Origin of the sequence: Rhizobium rosettiformans, assembly GCF_016806065.1 — a bacterium.
In the GTDB taxonomy this organism is placed as follows: domain Bacteria; phylum Pseudomonadota; class Alphaproteobacteria; order Rhizobiales; family Rhizobiaceae; genus Allorhizobium.
The window spans coordinates 2,140,138-2,156,710 of the sequence record NZ_CP032405.1; the positions used below are offsets into that span (position 1 = coordinate 2,140,138).

19 protein-coding genes are annotated in these 16,573 nt (G+C 59.3%); all 19 read left to right on the forward strand.

All coding sequences use genetic code 11. The features are described 5' to 3' along the window. Window position 1 precedes the first annotated feature (1 nt). Entirely contained in the window at window positions 2–1,324 is a 1,323-nt protein-coding gene (motC, locus tag D4A92_RS10315) for a chemotaxis protein MotC (RefSeq protein ID WP_203019701.1), read from the forward strand. Window position 1,325: 1 nt separating this feature from the next. Further along, window positions 1,326–2,732 (forward strand): flagellar hook-length control protein FliK, encoded by a 1,407-nt coding sequence (locus D4A92_RS10320; protein WP_203019703.1) that lies wholly within the window; start codon window positions 1,326–1,328, stop codon window positions 2,730–2,732. After that, window positions 2,680–3,237 carry a transglycosylase SLT domain-containing protein gene (locus D4A92_RS10325; protein ID WP_203019707.1) on the forward strand — a complete coding sequence of 186 codons (558 nt, stop codon included), beginning with the start codon at window positions 2,680–2,682 and terminating at the stop codon, window positions 3,235–3,237. Before D4A92_RS10320 ends, D4A92_RS10325 begins: the two co-directional genes overlap by 53 nt. 280 nt (window positions 3,238–3,517) lie before the next feature. Beyond that, window positions 3,518–4,189: a transcriptional activator Rem gene (rem, locus tag D4A92_RS10330; protein ID WP_203019709.1), complete on the forward strand. Its 672-nt coding sequence runs from the start codon at window positions 3,518–3,520 to the stop codon at window positions 4,187–4,189. 138 nt (window positions 4,190–4,327) lie between these two features. Then, a complete protein-coding gene (locus tag D4A92_RS10335) occupies window positions 4,328–5,560 on the forward strand; it encodes a flagellar hook protein FlgE (RefSeq protein WP_203019710.1) in 1,233 nt (410 codons plus the stop codon). Window positions 5,561–5,581: 21 nt separating this feature from the next. Next, a complete protein-coding gene (gene flgK / locus D4A92_RS10340; protein ID WP_203019711.1) occupies window positions 5,582–7,036 on the forward strand; it encodes a flagellar hook-associated protein FlgK in 1,455 nt (484 codons plus the stop codon). Between the two features lie 47 nt (window positions 7,037–7,083). Beyond that, window positions 7,084–8,106 (forward strand): flagellar hook-associated family protein, encoded by a 1,023-nt coding sequence (locus D4A92_RS10345; protein ID WP_246754105.1) that lies wholly within the window; start codon window positions 7,084–7,086, stop codon window positions 8,104–8,106. 36 nt (window positions 8,107–8,142) lie between these two features. Continuing rightward, window positions 8,143–8,490 (forward strand): flagellar biosynthesis regulator FlaF, encoded by a 348-nt coding sequence (flaF, locus tag D4A92_RS10350; protein ID WP_006726381.1) that lies wholly within the window; start codon window positions 8,143–8,145, stop codon window positions 8,488–8,490. Beyond that, a complete protein-coding gene (gene flbT, locus D4A92_RS10355; protein ID WP_006726382.1) occupies window positions 8,487–8,936 on the forward strand; it encodes a flagellar biosynthesis repressor FlbT in 450 nt (149 codons plus the stop codon). The genes flaF and flbT overlap by 4 nt, the downstream gene beginning before the upstream one ends. Continuing rightward, window positions 8,927–9,376 (forward strand): flagellar hook assembly protein FlgD, encoded by a 450-nt coding sequence (gene flgD, locus D4A92_RS10360; RefSeq protein ID WP_203019713.1) that lies wholly within the window; start codon window positions 8,927–8,929, stop codon window positions 9,374–9,376. The genes flbT and flgD overlap by 10 nt, the downstream gene beginning before the upstream one ends. Window positions 9,377–9,434: 58 nt before the next feature. Then, complete coding sequence (locus tag D4A92_RS10365; protein WP_203019714.1) at window positions 9,435–9,701, forward strand: flagellar biosynthetic protein FliQ; 267 nt, start codon at window positions 9,435–9,437, stop codon at window positions 9,699–9,701. A gap of 108 nt (window positions 9,702–9,809) precedes the next feature. Continuing rightward, window positions 9,810–11,897, forward strand: coding sequence for a flagellar biosynthesis protein FlhA (gene flhA, locus D4A92_RS10370; protein ID WP_203019715.1), 2,088 nt, complete (start codon window positions 9,810–9,812; stop codon window positions 11,895–11,897). Next, on the forward strand, window positions 11,894–12,643 hold the full coding sequence (locus tag D4A92_RS10375) for a flagellar biosynthetic protein FliR (RefSeq protein ID WP_040300090.1): 750 nt from the start codon (window positions 11,894–11,896) through the stop codon (window positions 12,641–12,643). The genes flhA and D4A92_RS10375 overlap by 4 nt, the downstream gene beginning before the upstream one ends. A gap of 67 nt (window positions 12,644–12,710) precedes the next feature. Continuing rightward, the gene (locus D4A92_RS10380; RefSeq protein WP_052018175.1) at window positions 12,711–13,064 is read left to right on the forward strand and encodes a hypothetical protein; all 354 of its coding nucleotides are present in this window, start codon (window positions 12,711–12,713) and stop codon (window positions 13,062–13,064) included. A 33-nt stretch (window positions 13,065–13,097) separates the two neighbouring features. Next, complete coding sequence (locus tag D4A92_RS10385) at window positions 13,098–13,658, forward strand: rod-binding protein (protein WP_203019717.1); 561 nt, start codon at window positions 13,098–13,100, stop codon at window positions 13,656–13,658. A 29-nt stretch (window positions 13,659–13,687) separates the two neighbouring features. Further along, window positions 13,688–14,053: a hypothetical protein gene (locus D4A92_RS10390; protein WP_006726389.1), complete on the forward strand. Its 366-nt coding sequence runs from the start codon at window positions 13,688–13,690 to the stop codon at window positions 14,051–14,053. Beyond that, window positions 14,053–14,592, forward strand: a complete 540-nt coding sequence (locus D4A92_RS10395) for a flagellar basal body-associated FliL family protein (protein ID WP_203019718.1) — start codon at window positions 14,053–14,055, stop codon at window positions 14,590–14,592. Before D4A92_RS10390 ends, D4A92_RS10395 begins: the two co-directional genes overlap by 1 nt. Window positions 14,593–14,780: 188 nt before the next feature. After that, window positions 14,781–15,536 (forward strand): WecB/TagA/CpsF family glycosyltransferase, encoded by a 756-nt coding sequence (locus D4A92_RS10400; protein ID WP_246754064.1) that lies wholly within the window; start codon window positions 14,781–14,783, stop codon window positions 15,534–15,536. A gap of 125 nt (window positions 15,537–15,661) precedes the next feature. Further along, window positions 15,662–16,561 carry a bifunctional methylenetetrahydrofolate dehydrogenase/methenyltetrahydrofolate cyclohydrolase FolD gene (gene folD, locus D4A92_RS10405; RefSeq protein ID WP_203019719.1) on the forward strand — a complete coding sequence of 300 codons (900 nt, stop codon included), beginning with the start codon at window positions 15,662–15,664 and terminating at the stop codon, window positions 16,559–16,561. The last annotated feature ends 12 nt before the right edge of the window (window positions 16,562–16,573 follow it).

Sequence of the window (16,573 nt, forward strand, 5' to 3'; positions counted from 1 at the left end):
CATGCTCATCCGCCGTCTCACCCTCCGCCTGCTGCTGTCCGGTCTGACTGTTCTTTCGGTCGGATCGTTCGGCTATGCGCAGTCGACGGACGAGGCGATCGAGCCCTATCGAATGCTGCGATCGCTGCAATTCGTCCAGGATACCGTCGTGCGCGGCGACCATTCTGCGGCCGACATGCAGCGGTTCGTGCTCAATACGATCGACGAGCGTTTGCGCACTGCCGACCCGAAGATCTTCCAGGATCCTCGCAATGTCGATGCGGCACTGATTTACGCGATGAGCGGAGGAAATCCGGCAACCCTGGAATTCCTCGTCGCCCGCGACATCGAGGGCAACTTCGACAACCGGGTCAGTGATGCCTTGCGCAAGTATCTGAGCGGCAAGGGTACTCTCATTGGCAAGACCCTCGGCGACATGGCCGTCGAATACAAGAATGACAAGATCGGCCCTTATCTAGCGCTGGTCGCCGGCAATGTGACCCTGACGCGTGATCCGGCCGGTGCGCTCAAGTTCTACGACTGGGCCCGTCTTACGGCGCCCGGCACCATCGTCGAGGAAGCGGCCCTGCGACGGTCGCTTGCGGTCGCGATCGATGCCAAGATCGTCGACAAGGCCTCGCTCTACGCCAATGGCTATGCCCGTCGCTTCCTCTATTCTCCCTATGCCAGCCAGTTCGCCGATCTGTTCGTCCGCTTCGTCGTGGAGCATTACGACGCGCTGAAGCCCACCGACATCGAAGCCACGCTCGGCTACATGGATGCGGATCGGCGCCGTGAGGTCTACCTCCGTATTGCCCGTGAGGCGGCCATTGCCGGCCGCAAGCAACTGGCGACCATGGCGGCCGAGCAGGCGAAGCTGCTTTCTGGCACCGAGGAAGGTGCCGACGCTTTGGCGAAACTCTATGGCAGCCTCGTGCGTGTCCCCACCGAGAATGTCGACGACGCCATGGCGGCCCTGATGCAGGTCCCGGAAGACATGTTGTCGCCCCGGGATCGTGCCTTGAGGCGCGCGGCTGAAACCATAGCCAAGGAAGTTCTGCGTAAGCCCGAACCGGCTCAGCGTTCCCAGACTCCTTCGGCCGAGGCCGTGAGCATCGAGAACCCGGCGCAGTCCGCAGTATCGGATCCCGACCTGCAGGACCCGTTTGCCCAGCCCGTGCCGACGCCGGTTGCTCAGACTGAACTGGCGCAGCCGGCTGCCAGCGCCGTAGCGACACTTCCTGCCGAGCAGACGGAAATTGACCCGGAATTGCGTAGCTTCGTCGATTCCGGGCGCTCGAAGCTCGACGCAATTGACGATCTTCTCCAGAAAGAAGGCCCGTAACATGATGGACGCAATCTCAGCCCCCAGAATGCCCGCAACGGATGCCTCGGCGGCTCCGGCCGGTTCGGGCCGCGCAGACAAGGCAGCGGACGACAGCAGCTTCTCCAAGGTGCTCTCCAAATCCGGCGAGCAGGAGGCCGGCGCGTCGAGGCAGGATCGTACGCGCGACGAGACGGATGCTTCTGATGCAGACGTCGATCAGCCAATAGCAAAGACGGGGACACGGGCAGGGGAGCGATCCTTCCCGGCCATCGACGAAGCTTTGCTGGCGCAACTCGATGCGCTGCCGGATGACATCTCCACGGGTGATCTGATCCGGGCTCTCGCCAAGGCGCAGGGCAAGGGCAATGGAAATTCTCAAGGTGACAAGGAGCCTCAGGTCGAGATCGAAGGCCTCGATCCGCAACTGAAGGCGCAATTGGCAAAAGCGATGGCGGCCGTCCGGGATCGCAAGGAAACCGGAGAAGGCGAACCGGCCGCGGCCGAACAGGCTGCAGGCGAGGCGACTGCGCCGGAAACTCCCGTGGCGGATCTCGCCGATGTGCTCCAGCTTCTTGCTGGCGGCAAGATCGATCCGACGGACAAAGGCCAGGAGCCCACCAAGGGCGACAAGGCGGCCAAGGACGAGCAGAAGGTTCTCCCCGGCAACCTCGTCGATGCCAAGGCTCGTGATGCGGCTGATAGCACGGCTTCGGATGACGACAGATCTGACGGCGATCGCGATTTCCGCTTCGTCCGGGCAGACGGCAAGGGCCAGCCACTTGTTCTGCGCGGGGAGGCTGCGTCTTCTCCTGAGCAGGCCGAACAGAAGGCCGTTGAAACGGTCACGGTGGTCGACAGCCGCCGCTACATCGCTCCAGTCTCGACGTCCAACGCTGCGTCCATCACCGCAGCGATGCTGGGTGACAATGACTGGCTCGGCGCCATGGCGCCCGGCTCCGAGCTCGCCAATGCCGCCGCCCAGTCCAGCCAGGGCAAGGTCGTGCATACGTTGAAGCTTCAGATGACGCCGATTGACCTCGGCAGCGTCACCGCAACTCTGCGCCTGTCCGGTGAAGAACTGAGCGTACAGTTGACCGTGGACAACGCGGCGGCCTTCCGTCAGCTCTCCAACGATCAGAGCGACATCTTGAAGGCACTCCGGGCGCAGGGTCTCGTCGTCGACCAGGTCCAGGTGACCATGCAGACCTCATCGGCCGATCGGAGCGCGGACGCCGGACAGAATGGTTCCCAGAACCAGCAGACCGGTCAACAGACCTTCCAGCCCGGAAATCAGGGTGGTGAACGACAGCAGCGCGGTGACGCGCCAGGAAATACCGTGAGGATGGCGGATGAGCGTGTGGCTGATACGACGGATGTTCCCGCTTCCGGCAATCGCGGCGCTCGCCCTGATCAGCTTTACGTCTGAGGCAGAGGCAAGTCGCGGCGCCTGTGAGGGCGCCATCGGCGCGGCCGCAGCCAAATACGGCGTTCCCGAAGGCATCCTCTATTCGGTCGGCCTGACAGAGACTGGCCGCAAAGGGAGCCTTGCGCCCTATGCCATGAACGTCGAGGGCAAAGCCTATTATTTCGACGATCTGGATGCGGCTCTCGATGCTTTCGAGCGGGCAAGAATGGGTGGTGCGAAGCTGATCGACGTCGGATGCATGCAGATCAATCAGCACTTCCACGGAGAGCACTTTACCTCAGTCGAGGCGATGTTCGACCCGAAGCGCAACGTGGAGTATGCCGCACGCTTCCTGAGCAACCTGCACAATCGTCACGAAACCTGGACTATGGCGGTCGCCCGCTATCACGCGGGCCCCAACAATGATCCCGCCCAGAAGCGTTACGTGTGCCGTGTGATCTCCAATCTGGTCGCAACGGGATACGGAAACTGGACGCCTAATGCGCGACAATTTTGCGGTGAATAACAATTCTGGGTTGTTTGACAGCCACGATTGTGCCGATTTGCCAATTGTGGCGACACTGCGGTAGTCGGAGGTCCGGCAAGACCTTGTGCGAAACTTGCGTTAACTTTTCCACTGGAAAATAGTGCCTATTTAGTTAAAAACCTACTAGATCTAGTTCAAATCGGCACCAAAAGGTTAATCAATCGTTAATAACTATGGTTAAGTTCTCCTAGTTGTTCATGAATCCCCCGATTCGTACCCATGGTGCATCGAAACACCACACTGATTCGGAGGCGGCTGAATGATCGTCGTGGTAGATGAGCGCGAGCTCGTGAAAGACGGATACACATCACTATTTGGACGCGAGGGGATTCCCTCGACGGGGTTCGACCCCCGCGAGTTCGGGGAATGGGTCAATACGGCGGCCGATTCCGACATCGCGGCGGTTGAAGCATTCGTGCTCGGCCAAGGCGAGATGACCCTCGAATTGCCGCGTGCAATTCGCGACCGGACCCAGGCACCGGTGATCGCGGTCAGCGATCAGCCATCCCTCGAGGCAACTCTGGCACTTTTTGATTGCGGCGTCGATGACGTCGTTCGCAAGCCTGTGCATCCCCGTGAGATCCTGGCGCGTGCTGCGGCAATCCGCAGGCGTCTGCGGGCAATCACCAATTTCACCGAGATCGGCCCGATCAAGGTCTTCTCCGACGGCCGTGATCCCGAGATCGCCGGTGACGTCTTCGCCCTGCCGCGCCGCGAGCGCCGCATCCTCGAATATTTGGTCGCAAATCGCGGCCGGCGCGTATCGAAGACCCAGATCTTCAACGCGATCTACGGGATCTTCGACGAGGAAGTCGAAGAGAACGTCGTTGAAAGCCACATCTCCAAGCTTCGCAAGAAGCTGCGCAAGAAGCTGGGTTTCGATCCTGTCGATTCCAAACGCTTTCTCGGCTACTGCATCGACTGGAGCTGATCTACCTGCGGCCGCCCTTGAGCGGCCGCATTTTTTTCCCTCGACGCGAGGGAAAAATAGCTGGGCGCTCAAGCCAGACAGCTTCACGCAAGGCCCACCTCATACTCTCCAAATCGACTAGCAAACGAGGATTTTGACATGAGCCTTTACGGAACCATGCGGACAGGTGTCTCCGGCATGAATGCCCAGTCGAACCGGCTGAGCACCGTCGCTGACAACATCGCCAATTCCAGCACTGTCGGCTACAAGAAGGCCTCTGTGCAATTTTCGTCGATGATTTTGCCGACCACGAATGGCGCCTACAATTCCGGTGGTGTCGAGACGCAGGTTCGTTACTCGATCTCGAGCCAGGGCACCTTCAGCTACACCACGTCGACGACGGACCTCGCCATCAATGGCGACGGCTTCTTCATCGTGAAGGGCGACGATGGCACCCCCTACATGACCCGCGCGGGCTCCTTCGTTCTCCAGGACGACGGAACCCTGAAGAACACGGCCGGCTACACGTTGCAGGGTTATCCCTACGATTCCGACGTCGATCCGACGATCGTCGTCAATGGCTTCGATGGCTTGCAGCCGGTGGACCTGTCCGGTTCGGGGATTTCGGCAGTCAGATCAATGACAGGCACGTTGAACGTGAACCTGCCCAACTCGGCCGAGATCGGAGTTGCCTCTGACATCAAGAAGACGTCTCTGACCGTCTTTGACAGTCAGGGATCAAGTCGCTTGATCGACTTTACCTATGAAAAGACCGCCGACAATGAGTGGCTGGTCTCTGCGGTTGAAAGGGATGGCGGCACTCAGGTCCTTGCTCCGGTGCAATTGATTTTTGACGCCGACGGCAAGCTTACATCTCCCGATCCGGCCGAATTGGAGCTTGATCCCTACACTGTAGAAGGCGCAGAGGTCGGCGACCCCCTAGCCACCAACGGCATCGTGATCAACATCGGTGCTACGACCCAGCTTGCCTCTGATTTTTCCGTCCAGCTAGGCAAAGTGGATGGCAACGCTGCCTCGAAGGTAAAGGGTTACGAAATCGATGACAAGGGCATCGTTTCGATTGCCTATGACAACGGTGATCTGGTGCCGACCTTCCGTGTCGCTCTGGCCAGTGTTCAGAGCCCGGACAATCTCAATCCGGTGGCCGGCAACATGTACACCCAGTCGAACAATTCCGGTGTCGTCATCCTGGGATATGCCGGCTCTAGCGGCTTTGGCACGATCCTCTCCGGTGCGCTCGAAGACTCCAACGTGGACGTCGCTGAAGAGCTCACGGCCATGATCGAGTCCCAGCGCAACTACACTGCAAACTCCAAGGTATTCCAGACCGGCTCCGAATTGATGGAAGTCCTGGTCAACCTGAAGAGATAATCGAAAGAGTAGGTTAGTCCTATGTCGCTTGCATCGTCACTGAATACGGCCAATTCGATTTTCCGGAATACGTCCCAGCAGACGTCCGTAATCTCGACGAACATCGCCAACACCGGCAACGAAAACTACGTTCGCCGTGACGCGGTGGTCACACAGACCGTTTACGGTTTCTCGACGGTGCAGAACGAGCGGTCGCAGCAGATGGCTCTGCTGCGCCAGATGTCTTCATCGACAGCGCAGCAGAGTGCGCAGTCGACCCTTCTGGACGGTCTGACCACGCTCTCCAACGCGCTTGGCGGCAACGACAAGGAGTTGTCACCCTCCAACTATCTCGCGAACCTGCAGAGCAGCCTGCAGGCTTTCGCTGCGGCTCCAGGGGAATACGCGCTCGCCTCTACGGTCGTGACGGATGCGATAGACGTCGTCAATTCGCTGAACAACACGACGAAGACGACGCAGAAACTGCGTGAAGATACCGATGCGCAGATGTTTCAGCAGGTCGAGTCGCTGAACAAGCTGCTCGCCGAGTTCAAGATCGTCAACGACACGGTCGTGCGTCAGACGGCGACCGGCGGCAATGCCGACGACTATCTCGACCGGCGCGACACGCTCCTCAAGGAGATCTCGAAGATCGTCGGCGTCACCGTGAACATGCGCGATAACAGCGACATGGTTCTTTACACCTACGATGGCACGACGCTGTTCGAGACGGAACCGCGCGAAGTCAGCTTCGCGCGCACCTTTACCTATGACCCGACAGTCTCCGGCAATGCGATCTACATCGACGGCACTGCAGTTCGTGCTGGCGTCGGCGGCAATACCGACGGTCAGGGTTCGCTGGCTTCCCTCGTGCAGATCCGCGACGTCATTGCGCCAACCTTCCAGACCCAGCTCGATGAAATCGCGCGTGGCCTGATCGAAGCCTTCCAGGAAGCCGACATCGGCGGCGGCGGCGAACTGCCTGGCCTGTTTACTTGGCCGACCGGCACCGTTCCCCTGACCGGAACGGTAGAGCCTGGACTGGCTGCCCTCATTCAAGTCAATCCGGCCGTCCGCTCGGATTCCGGCGGCGATCCCATGCTGATACGTGACGGTGGCATCAATGGCGCTGCCTACGTGCAGAACGTTGATGGATCCTCGGGTTTCACCGCTCTGATCAACAGCTATGTCGACGAACTCGCCGCCAATCGCGACTTCTCCTCCGACGCCGACCTGAAGACCAGTGCAAGTGTGCTGTCCTTCGCCAGCAACTCGATCGGCTGGCTCGAAGAACTGCGCTCGAATGCGACGACGGCGAACGAAAACAAGCAGGCGCTCTACGAGCGTACCTTCCAGACTTACTCCTCCAAGACGGCGGTCAGTCTCGACGAAGAACTCTCAATGCTTCTCGATGTCGAACAGTCCTACAAGGCCGCAGCCAAGCTCGTATCGACCGTCGATGAGATGCTGAAGGCAGTCATGGATATGGTGAGGTAATCCCAATGTCGACAGCTAGCGTCTCCAATCTTTCCACCCAAACATCCATGCGACTGACCATTCGGCAGGCGCAAAATGAGCTCTTGAAGTCGCAGCAGGAAGTCAGCACCGGCTTCTACGCCGACATCGGCGCCGAACTGGGCAGCAGAACCTCGACGGTCGTTGATCTGAACCGGGAAAGCCTGCGGCTGAACTCGATGATCAGCAACAATTCGATCGCGACACAGCGTCTGTCCGCTTCCCAGGAAGCGCTGAAACAGATCGCCACGGCCGCGGAAGAGATGAACAACGCGCTGATCACCATCTCCGGTTCGTCGAACAGCGATACGATCAACACGACCGTGATGACGGTATCGAACTCCCTCTCGACAATGACGAGCATGGCCAACCAGTCGGCCAATGGTGAGTTCCTGTTCGCGGGTATCAACACCGATGTGAAGCCGCTCGCCGATTACACGGACACGTCGCCGGCCAAGACGGCTTTCGACAACGCCTTTACGGCTTATTTCGGCTTTGCCCCGACCGATACGGCGAGCGTCTCAACGATCGTCCCGAGTGGCGGGTTCCCGAGCATGGAGGATTTCATCACCTCCACGCTTGAGCCGATGTACACCGGAGCCGACTGGAACACTGATTGGTCGAACGCGACCGACCAGGCGATGACCAGCCGCATCACGCAGTCTGAAACCGTCCAAACATCGGCCTCGGCCAATGAAGACGGCTTCCGCTACTTCGCGCTCGCGGCCATCGTTACCAAGGAACTCATGACGATCGGTGCGCCGGCCGCTGCTGTGACCGTCGCCATCAATAAGGCGATCGATTACACGGGCCGTGCCATCACCGGCATCAACTCGACGCGTTCTGAACTTGGTCTTTCCGAGAACCGAATTGAGAAGGCGGATGCCTCGCTCAAGGTTCAGGTGGATATTATCGAAACCAGCCTGTCGAGCAAAATTGAAGTAGATGCGTACGAAGCGTCGACTCGCGTTAACTCTCTGCTTGCCATGGTGGAAGCATCCTACACGCTGACGGCGAGGATTCAGTCGCTGAGCCTTGTAAACTACCTTTGATGAGCAAAGGGTGAAATGAACCTGAAGGGCAACTGAATGTACCAGTTCTCATATGCCGAGATTATGGAAGATGGCGTCGCTGACGCCAAGGAGCGCGAACGGCAGGCCCTTGACCGTTGCATCCAGCTTCTGAGCGCGGCCCGTGAAAAAAAGGGCTACTCCCGCGAGGCGATCGAAGCTCTGTTCTATACCCGCCGGGTCTGGATCCGGCTGATCGAAGATCTGCAAAACCCCGAGAACCAGCTCGGCGACGAAGTACGCGCCAATCTGATTTCCATCGCCATCTGGATTTTGAAAGAGTGTGACCGGATCCGCAAGCGAGAGTCCGAGAACTTCCAGGGCATCATCGACGTGACAACCATCATCAGGGATGGACTTAAATGAAGAGCACTTTGCGCATCTCGCTCAAGTCGGGCGAACGTATTTTCATCAATGGAGCGGTTCTGCGCGTCGACCGCAAGGTTGCCCTCGAGTTCCTGAACGATGTCACCTTCCTGCTTGAGAACCACGTTCTGCAGCCGGAACAGGCGACCACGCCGCTGCGTCAGCTCTATTTCATCGCCCAGATGATGCTGATCAATCCGGAAGGCAAGGATCAGTCGCTGGCGATGTTCCGCAAGTCGGTCATCATGCTGCTGTCCTGCTTCGAGAACGAAGAGATCCTCGCTGAGCTGAAGCGCATCGATGGCATGGTCTCCTCCGGTCGCGCTTTCGACGCCCTGAAGGCGATCCGCCAGCTCTATCCGATCGAGGACCGCATCCTGAACAACCAGGAAATGGCGCCGGCAACGATTGAGCAGATCCGTAAGGAGATCGCACCATGGCGGTAGACGGTGTAGCCGCCACTACTGCCGCCACGACGACGTCGTCGGCCACCGGCAGCACGGCAGGCAAGGCTGCCGCGAAGGCATCTGTCGACTACGATAGCTTTCTGAAGCTCTTGATCGCCCAGATGAAGAACCAGGATCCGACCGATCCGATGGATGCCAGCGCGCAGATCGCGCAGCTGGCGACCTTCTCCCAGGTCGAACAGTCGATCCAGATGAACTCGAACCTTGAGACCTTGATCACCGGCAACGCCCTGACCAACGCGTCCTCCTATATCGGCAAGACGATCACCAGTGCCGATGAGAAGACCAGCGGCATCGTGGCCTCCGTCCGCGTCTATACGGACACGATGGTCGCAACGACGACGGAAGGTAAGGAAGTTCCGATCGTGGTCGGCGTTCGCGTCGGAACCAAGCCTACGACAGAGACGAGCGACTCCTGATGTGTTAGTCCTTTCGGCGCGGACGGCATGATTCGCCGCCCCGAAAGGATACCGTCTCATGAATGAGGCAGACGCTCTCGACATTCTCCAGGCCGCGATCTGGACAATCATCGTCGCTTCCGGCCCGGCTGTGGCCGCCGGCATGATCGTGGGTGTGACGATTGCCCTGATCCAGGCGCTGACCCAGGTTCAGGAAATGACACTGACCTTCGTGCCGAAGATCCTGGCCATCATGATCACCATCGGCATCTCCGCGCCCTTTGTCGGCGCCCAGATCAACCTGTTCAGCAACCTGGTTTTCTCTCGGATACAGTCAGGCTTCTAGCCGGGTTCGACCTGACACCCTCGCGCAAGCTTCGCCGTCTATCTCTCCTAGGCAGACTGCCGGAAGCATGGTCTTTCGGATGACTTCTCATGAAGAGATGGAATGGACATGGCGCAACCACCTGCACTCGTAATCCCGAAGGCCAGCCCCAGCGGGCGTGACATCGGTTTCGCGTTCGGGATCGTGATGATCCTGTGCATCCTCTTCCTGCCGATCCCACCCTTCCTGATCGACGTCGGCCTGGCATTCTCCATCGCGCTTTCCGTCCTCATCCTGATGGTCGCGCTCTGGATTCAGCGCCCTCTTGATTTCTCGTCCTTCCCGACGATCCTGCTGATCGCCACCATGATCCGCCTCTCGCTCAACATCGCGACGACGCGCGTCATCCTGACCCATGGTCACGAAGGCCACGGGGCCGCGGGCGGGGTGATCGCCGGCTTCTCCAACCTCGTGATGGGCGGCGACTTCGTCATCGGTCTGATCGTCTTCCTGATCCTGATCACCGTCAACTTCATCGTCATCACCAAGGGTGCCACGCGTATCGCGGAAGTCGGCGCCCGCTTTACCCTCGATGCCATCCCCGGCAAGCAGATGTCGATCGACGCCGACCTTTCTGCCGGTATCATCGATGAAAAGGAAGCGCAGCACAGACGCCGGGAACTGGAGCAGGAAAGCTCGTTCTTCGGTGCCATGGACGGTGCGTCCAAATTTGTACGCGGCGACGCCATCGCCGGCCTGATCATCACCGCCATCAACGTCGCGGGCGGCATCATTATCGGCTACTTCCGCCACGGCATGGAGCTCGGCCAGGCGGCCGACGTCTTCGTCAAGCTCTCCGTCGGTGACGGCATTGTTTCGCAGGTTCCCGCCCTGATCGTCTCGCTGGCCGCCGGCCTTCTGGTGTCGCGCGGCGGCACTCCGGGCTCCACCGACCAGGCTGTCGTCAATCAGCTGAGTGGCTATCCGCGCGCCTTGTCTGTGGCCGCCGCAATGATGGGGGCACTGGCACTCGTTCCCGGCCTTCCGTTGATCCCGTTTACCGTCCTTGGCGGTGTCATGGCCTTCGGCGCCTGGTTCATCCCGCGCCAGCTCGCCGCAGAAACCGAGCTCAAGCGCGAACAGGAAGAGAAAAAGGTCATCCAGAACAAGGAGGCCGAGAAGGACTCGGTCAAGTCTGTCCTGAAGACCTCGGAAATCGAGCTCGCGCTGGGCAAGCTTGTCTCGACCCGTCTCCTCGGTGCCCATCAGGAGCTTGCCTTCCGCGTCGGCAAAATGCGCAAGAAATTCGCCAGCCAGTACGGTTTCGTGGTGCCGGAAATCAAGGTCACCGACGATATCGCCATCCCGGAAAAGGCCTATCAGATCCGCATCCACGGCACGACGGTCGCGTCGAACAACCTCCGCGTCGGCGAAGTTCTTGTCGTCACCGGTTCCGGGCGCAAACCGAATGTTCCCGGCGACGAGATCCGCGAACCCGCCTTCGGCATGCCGGCCGTGTCAGTTTTGGAAACCTTCACCGAAGAATTGAAGCGCGAAGGCTTCCATCCGATCGACAACGTCTCTGTTGTCCTCACCCATGTCTCGGAAGTGATCCGCAACAACCTGCCGCAGCTTCTGTCCTACAAGGACGTCAAGGTGCTGATCGATCGCCTCGACCCCGAATACAAGAAGCTCGCCGACGAAATCTGCTCGTCGCACATGTCCTATTCGGGCCTTCAGGCAGTCTTGAAGTTGCTGCTTGCCGAGCGTGTCTCGATCCGCAACCTGCATCTCATTCTTGAAGCGGTCGCTGAACTCGCGCCGCATGTCCGCAAGACCGAGCAGATCGTCGAGCATGTTCGTGTCCGCATGGCGCAGCAGCTCTGCGGCGACCTCACCGACAACGGCGTCCTGCGCGTCTTGCGCCTCGGCTCCAAGTGGGATCTCGTCTTCCACCAGGCGCTCAAGCGTGATGCCAAGGGCGAGATCGTTGAATTCGACATTGATCCGCGCAGCCTGGAGGAATTCTCCGAACAGGCGAGCCAGGTTATCCGTGAATTCATGGACCGGGGCCTGCCCTTCGTCCTTGTCACGTCGCCCGAAACACGGTCCTATGTGCGCATGATCATCGAACGACTCTTTGCCACCTTGCCGGTCCTTTCGCATGTGGAACTCGCCAAGGGCATCGAGATCAAGATTCTGGGCTCAATTTCATGATTTCTGACCCGCAGGGGAGTGTGCTTGTACTGATCGCGATTTTCTGTCGCATCGGCGCCTGCATCATGACCCTGCCGGGCTTTTCTTCAGCCCGCATCTCGATGACGGTGCGGTTCTTCCTCGCCTTCTCCATCTCACTGGCCATGACGCCCTTGCTCTTCGACACGGTTTATCCTCGGGTATCCGGGGGAGGGGCCTCACTTATCGGCGTGATCGTTGCTGAACTCCTGATCGGCATGATGTACGGATTGGTCCCGCGCTTCTACGTGCTCGGACTGCAGTTCACCGGTTCGGCGATTTCGATGGCGATCGGCCTCAACACGCCGGGCTCGTCGGATGTTCTCGAAGACGCCCCTGATAACCAGATGACCAATCTGATCTCCTTCGGCGGCCTTCTCGTTCTCTTCATGCTGGATTTCCACCATGTCGTCTTTCGCGCGCTGTTCGATTCCTATTCGGTGATGCCCATCGGCGGCATGCCGGACAGCCAGAAAATGCTGATTACGCTCACCGACACCCTGACGCAGACCTTCCTGCTGATGCTGCGTCTGGCGAGCCCATTCCTCATTTTCGGTCTGATGTTCAACGTCGCCGTCGGTCTGGTGAACAAGCTCGCACCCCAAGTGCCGGTTTTCTATATCTCCACGCCCTACCTGCTGCTTGGCGGTCTGTTGCTGGTTTATTTCACTATTGCTGCCATGGTCATGCAGTTCGGTCAGTACTTTCCGATGATCTTCAATTTCTGACGAGGCTGCCTTGGGACCGCAAAAGAAATCCGACAAACTCAAGCGTCTCGTCGCCGTACAGCGTCACATGGAGCGGATGGCCGAAAGCGATCTGGGCATCACCGCACAACGCATCGAGGAAAACGCCCGGTCGATGGACACGGTCATGGATGCCATCGGATCGCTCGATCCGTTGCATCGGCTCTTTGCCCAGAACTATGCGGACCGCTTCGATCGGCTGTCCAACACGGACAAGCAGTTGCACGGTCTGCAGCAGGTTCAGGAAATGAAGCTGATGCGCGAGCGCGCCAAGGGCGACCGGCTGGAAGAAAACATGAAGGATGCGCGCGACCACGAAGAGCGCGAACGCGACGATGATGCCATCTACGATCTGATCGACCTGAAATTTGCCACACCAGCCTCCAGCAAGCTTCAGGAGTGATAGTCGCCTCGAACCGAAATCGAGGATGTCACCGTGGCCATTTCTCCTCCAAGCGATCTGGTGCTGGACGTTGTCCGCGCTGCTGATCCGGCACAAGTTGCCGCTGCTCAGGAACAACTGAAAGCCAACCGGGCGAACTTCATGGCGACCAGTCTCGCCGAGAAGGGTGCAGGTTTTGGCGCAACTGTCGACATCTTGACCCGTACGGCCAATGCCGCACGGGTCGAAGCCACGGCGGAAAAGACCGAGGAAGTCGGCAAGCCTCCGAAGATTTATCGCGATTTCGAAGCCGTCTATCTCACCAACTTCGTCCAGAGCATGCTGCCGGACGAAAGTGAGGAAGTGTACGGCAAGGGCAATTCCGGTGAGATGTGGAAGAGCATGATGGCCGAGCAGCTCGGCACTGTGATCTCCGAAGCCGGTGGTGTCGGCATCGCCCAGCAGATGTATGACCAGGCGCTCCAGCGCATGCGCGGACAGGATAACGTCAATGCCGCCACGGATGAGACGGATCGCGGGCTCGCCATGAGCTGGGTGACCGATCTCGAGCGTCGCACCCTGGGTGCCGGCGCTGACACCGATAACAAGAACTGATCTATTTTTTGAAAGACAGGGCAGAATTCATGGAAGTTGTTTCGAGCGAATATCGGGTGAAGACGGTGCTGAGCCGGCTTGAGCGCATCATCGACAATGAGAACGAGCGGATCGGCAAGGACCCGGAATTCGACTTCAAGGTTTCCAATGCCCATAAGAGCCGCTGCCTTTACGAACTGACCATGCTGTTCCGCGACACCGATCCGCGCGAATTCGCCGTCAATTATGTCGAGCAGCTCCATGTTCTGAAGGAAAAGCTGGCCTTGAATGCCCGCCGTGTCGAGGCGCATCTCGCGGCCGTTCGTGCCGTTGCCGACATCCTGAAAAACGCGGTTCGCGACGCCGACGGTGACGGCACCTATTCTCAGGAACAGTTCCAGTTCAGCGAGTTCTGATGGGCAAGATACTCGGAATCGGCCTTTGGGTCTGCATCGTCACGCTGGGGGCCGTCTACGGCTCGATCTACCTGGCGACAGCCCCTGCCGGCCCGAGCGAGGAAGAGACGAAGAAGGCCGCGCTCGAACTCGTTCGCGGCGAGCCGATCACCATTCCGGTCATCGGCGGTGGAGATGTTACAGGATACTTCCTGACCCGCATCTCCTTCATGATGGACAAGGACAAGGTCAAGGGGCAAACCCTGCCGACGACCGAGCTGATGACCGACCAGTTGTTTACGCTGCTGGTCGGAAACAAGATGGTCGACATCGGCAATGTCTCTGCATTTGACGTCAATTCGTTCCGTGACCAGATCAAGACCGAGATGAATGCAAGGCTCGGGGAAGGCATGATCGATCAGGTCCTGATCGAGCAGCTCGACTACGTCTCGAAGGACGCCGCTCGCAAGGCAGCCGATGGTGGTTCCAAACCGATGGAGAGGACTCAGGTCGTCGAAGGGGAGAAGGTCGAGGAAAAGCCGGCATCGTCGGGCCACTGATTGCCGCAGCGTTTCATGGTAAACGCCGCGTCTATCATTTCAGGAGGATTCTAACGTATTGTTTAACCTGAATTTTAGCGACGACTGATAGGTTCCGGGTATCGATCCTCGGGACCCGCTCTATGCCAGCTTCGTCATCTTCTGCAGTGAGACAGCCTGACGACGCCCTTGCTCGGGCTCCGCAGCCGGTGGCCCCGGTACGCCCGATCCTCGACATGCCCGTCCACGATCTCGGCTGGAAGCCGGCGCTTGCCCTGCTAGAGGAAAAGCTGACCGAGAACCGTGGCCTGACGCATATTGCGTTTCTCAATGCCAACAATGCCAATGTGATGATGCGCGATCCCGACTACCGGGAGGTTCTCGGCCGCTGTCTGGTCCTGCCGGATGGTATCGGTGTAGACATCGCCGCAAGGTTCCTGCATGGCGGTCGCTTTTCGGCCAATCTGAACGGGACGGATTTCGTGCCGGCAGCCCTGACCTTCATCACCAAGCCCCTGCGGGTGGGCCTGCTCGGTGCGACATCCGAGGTGCTCCAGGATGCAGCCAGGAACTTCCGGCGTCATTCGCCCTGGCATGACTTCGTGGAAATCTCGGATGGCTATTTCGACCGGGCCGATCCGACATTCATTTTGAAGCGCATCGAGCAGGCCCGCATCGATCTGCTGCTCGTTGCCATGGGCACGCCTTTGCAGGAAAAATGGGTCGACAAGCACCTGACCGGCGATCACGCCCGGGTCGTGATCAGTGTTGGCGCATTGCTCGACTTCGTCTCGGGACGCGTCCCGCGGGCGCCCGACTGGGTTCGCCAACTGAGATCCGAATGGCTGTTTCGCCTTTGGCTGGAGCCTTCGCGCCTTTGGCGGCGCTATGTTCTCGGCATCCCCGTTTTTCTGGCCCACGTCTTGCGCCATCGGTTTCGTCAGCCCTCAACGCTACCCGGCTGACAGCGGAGTCGCGAAATCCTGCACTTGCAATATGCCGCAATTTGACAGCATAGGACGGCAACAGGCAAATGGCGCCTGCATGTTGGCGCTAGCTTGCTGCGAGTTCTAGACGGGGATTGTGCACAGTGACCACGGTAATCGATGGAAAGGCAGCCGCCGCTTCGGTGATCGAAGCGGTAACCTCAGCAGCGACGACACTCAAGACCTCCGGCCATCGCAAGCCGGGCCTGGCCGTGGTCATCGTCGGCGATGACCCGGCAAGCCACGCTTACGTCGGTGCCAAGAGCCGGATGGCCAAGCAGTGTGGCTTCAACTCGATCCAGCACACCTTGCCCGAGAAGACCTCTCAGGAAGAGCTGATGACGCTGGTCGCTTCGCTCAATGCCGATCCCGAGATCGATGGTATCCTCGTCCAGCTCCCGCTTCCCAAGCATCTCGACAGCGAGCCGGTGATCCAGTCGATCCTGCCGGAAAAGGATGTCGATGGCCTGCACATCGTCAATGCCGGAAAGCTTGCGACTGGCGACCTGAAGACCGGCCTTCTCTCCTGCACACCGGCTGGCGCAATGATCCTCGTGCGCCAGATCCATGGTGGCGACCTGTCCGGCCTGAATGCACTGGTCATCGGCCGTTCGAACCTCTTCGGCAAGCCGATGGCGCAACTGCTGCTCAATGCCAATGCCACCGTCACCATCGGCCATTCGCGCAGCCGCGACCTGCCGGAGCTCGCCCGTCAGGCGGACATCCTGGTCGCAGCTGTCGGCCGCGCCGAGATGGTCAAGGCCGACTGGTTGAAGCCCGGTGCAACCGTCATCGATGTCGGCATCAACCGTGTCGCAGCGCCTGAGAAGGGCGAGGGCAAGTTCAAGCTGGTCGGCGATGTCGCCTTTGCCGAATGCAAGCCGGTAGCCAAGGCGATCTCGCCGGTTCCAGGCGGCGTCGGCCCCATGACGATTGCCATGCTGATGGCCAACACCGTGATCGCCGCCCATCGCCGGGCCGGCATGACTGCGCCGCGCTTCTGACGCCTCAGGCCA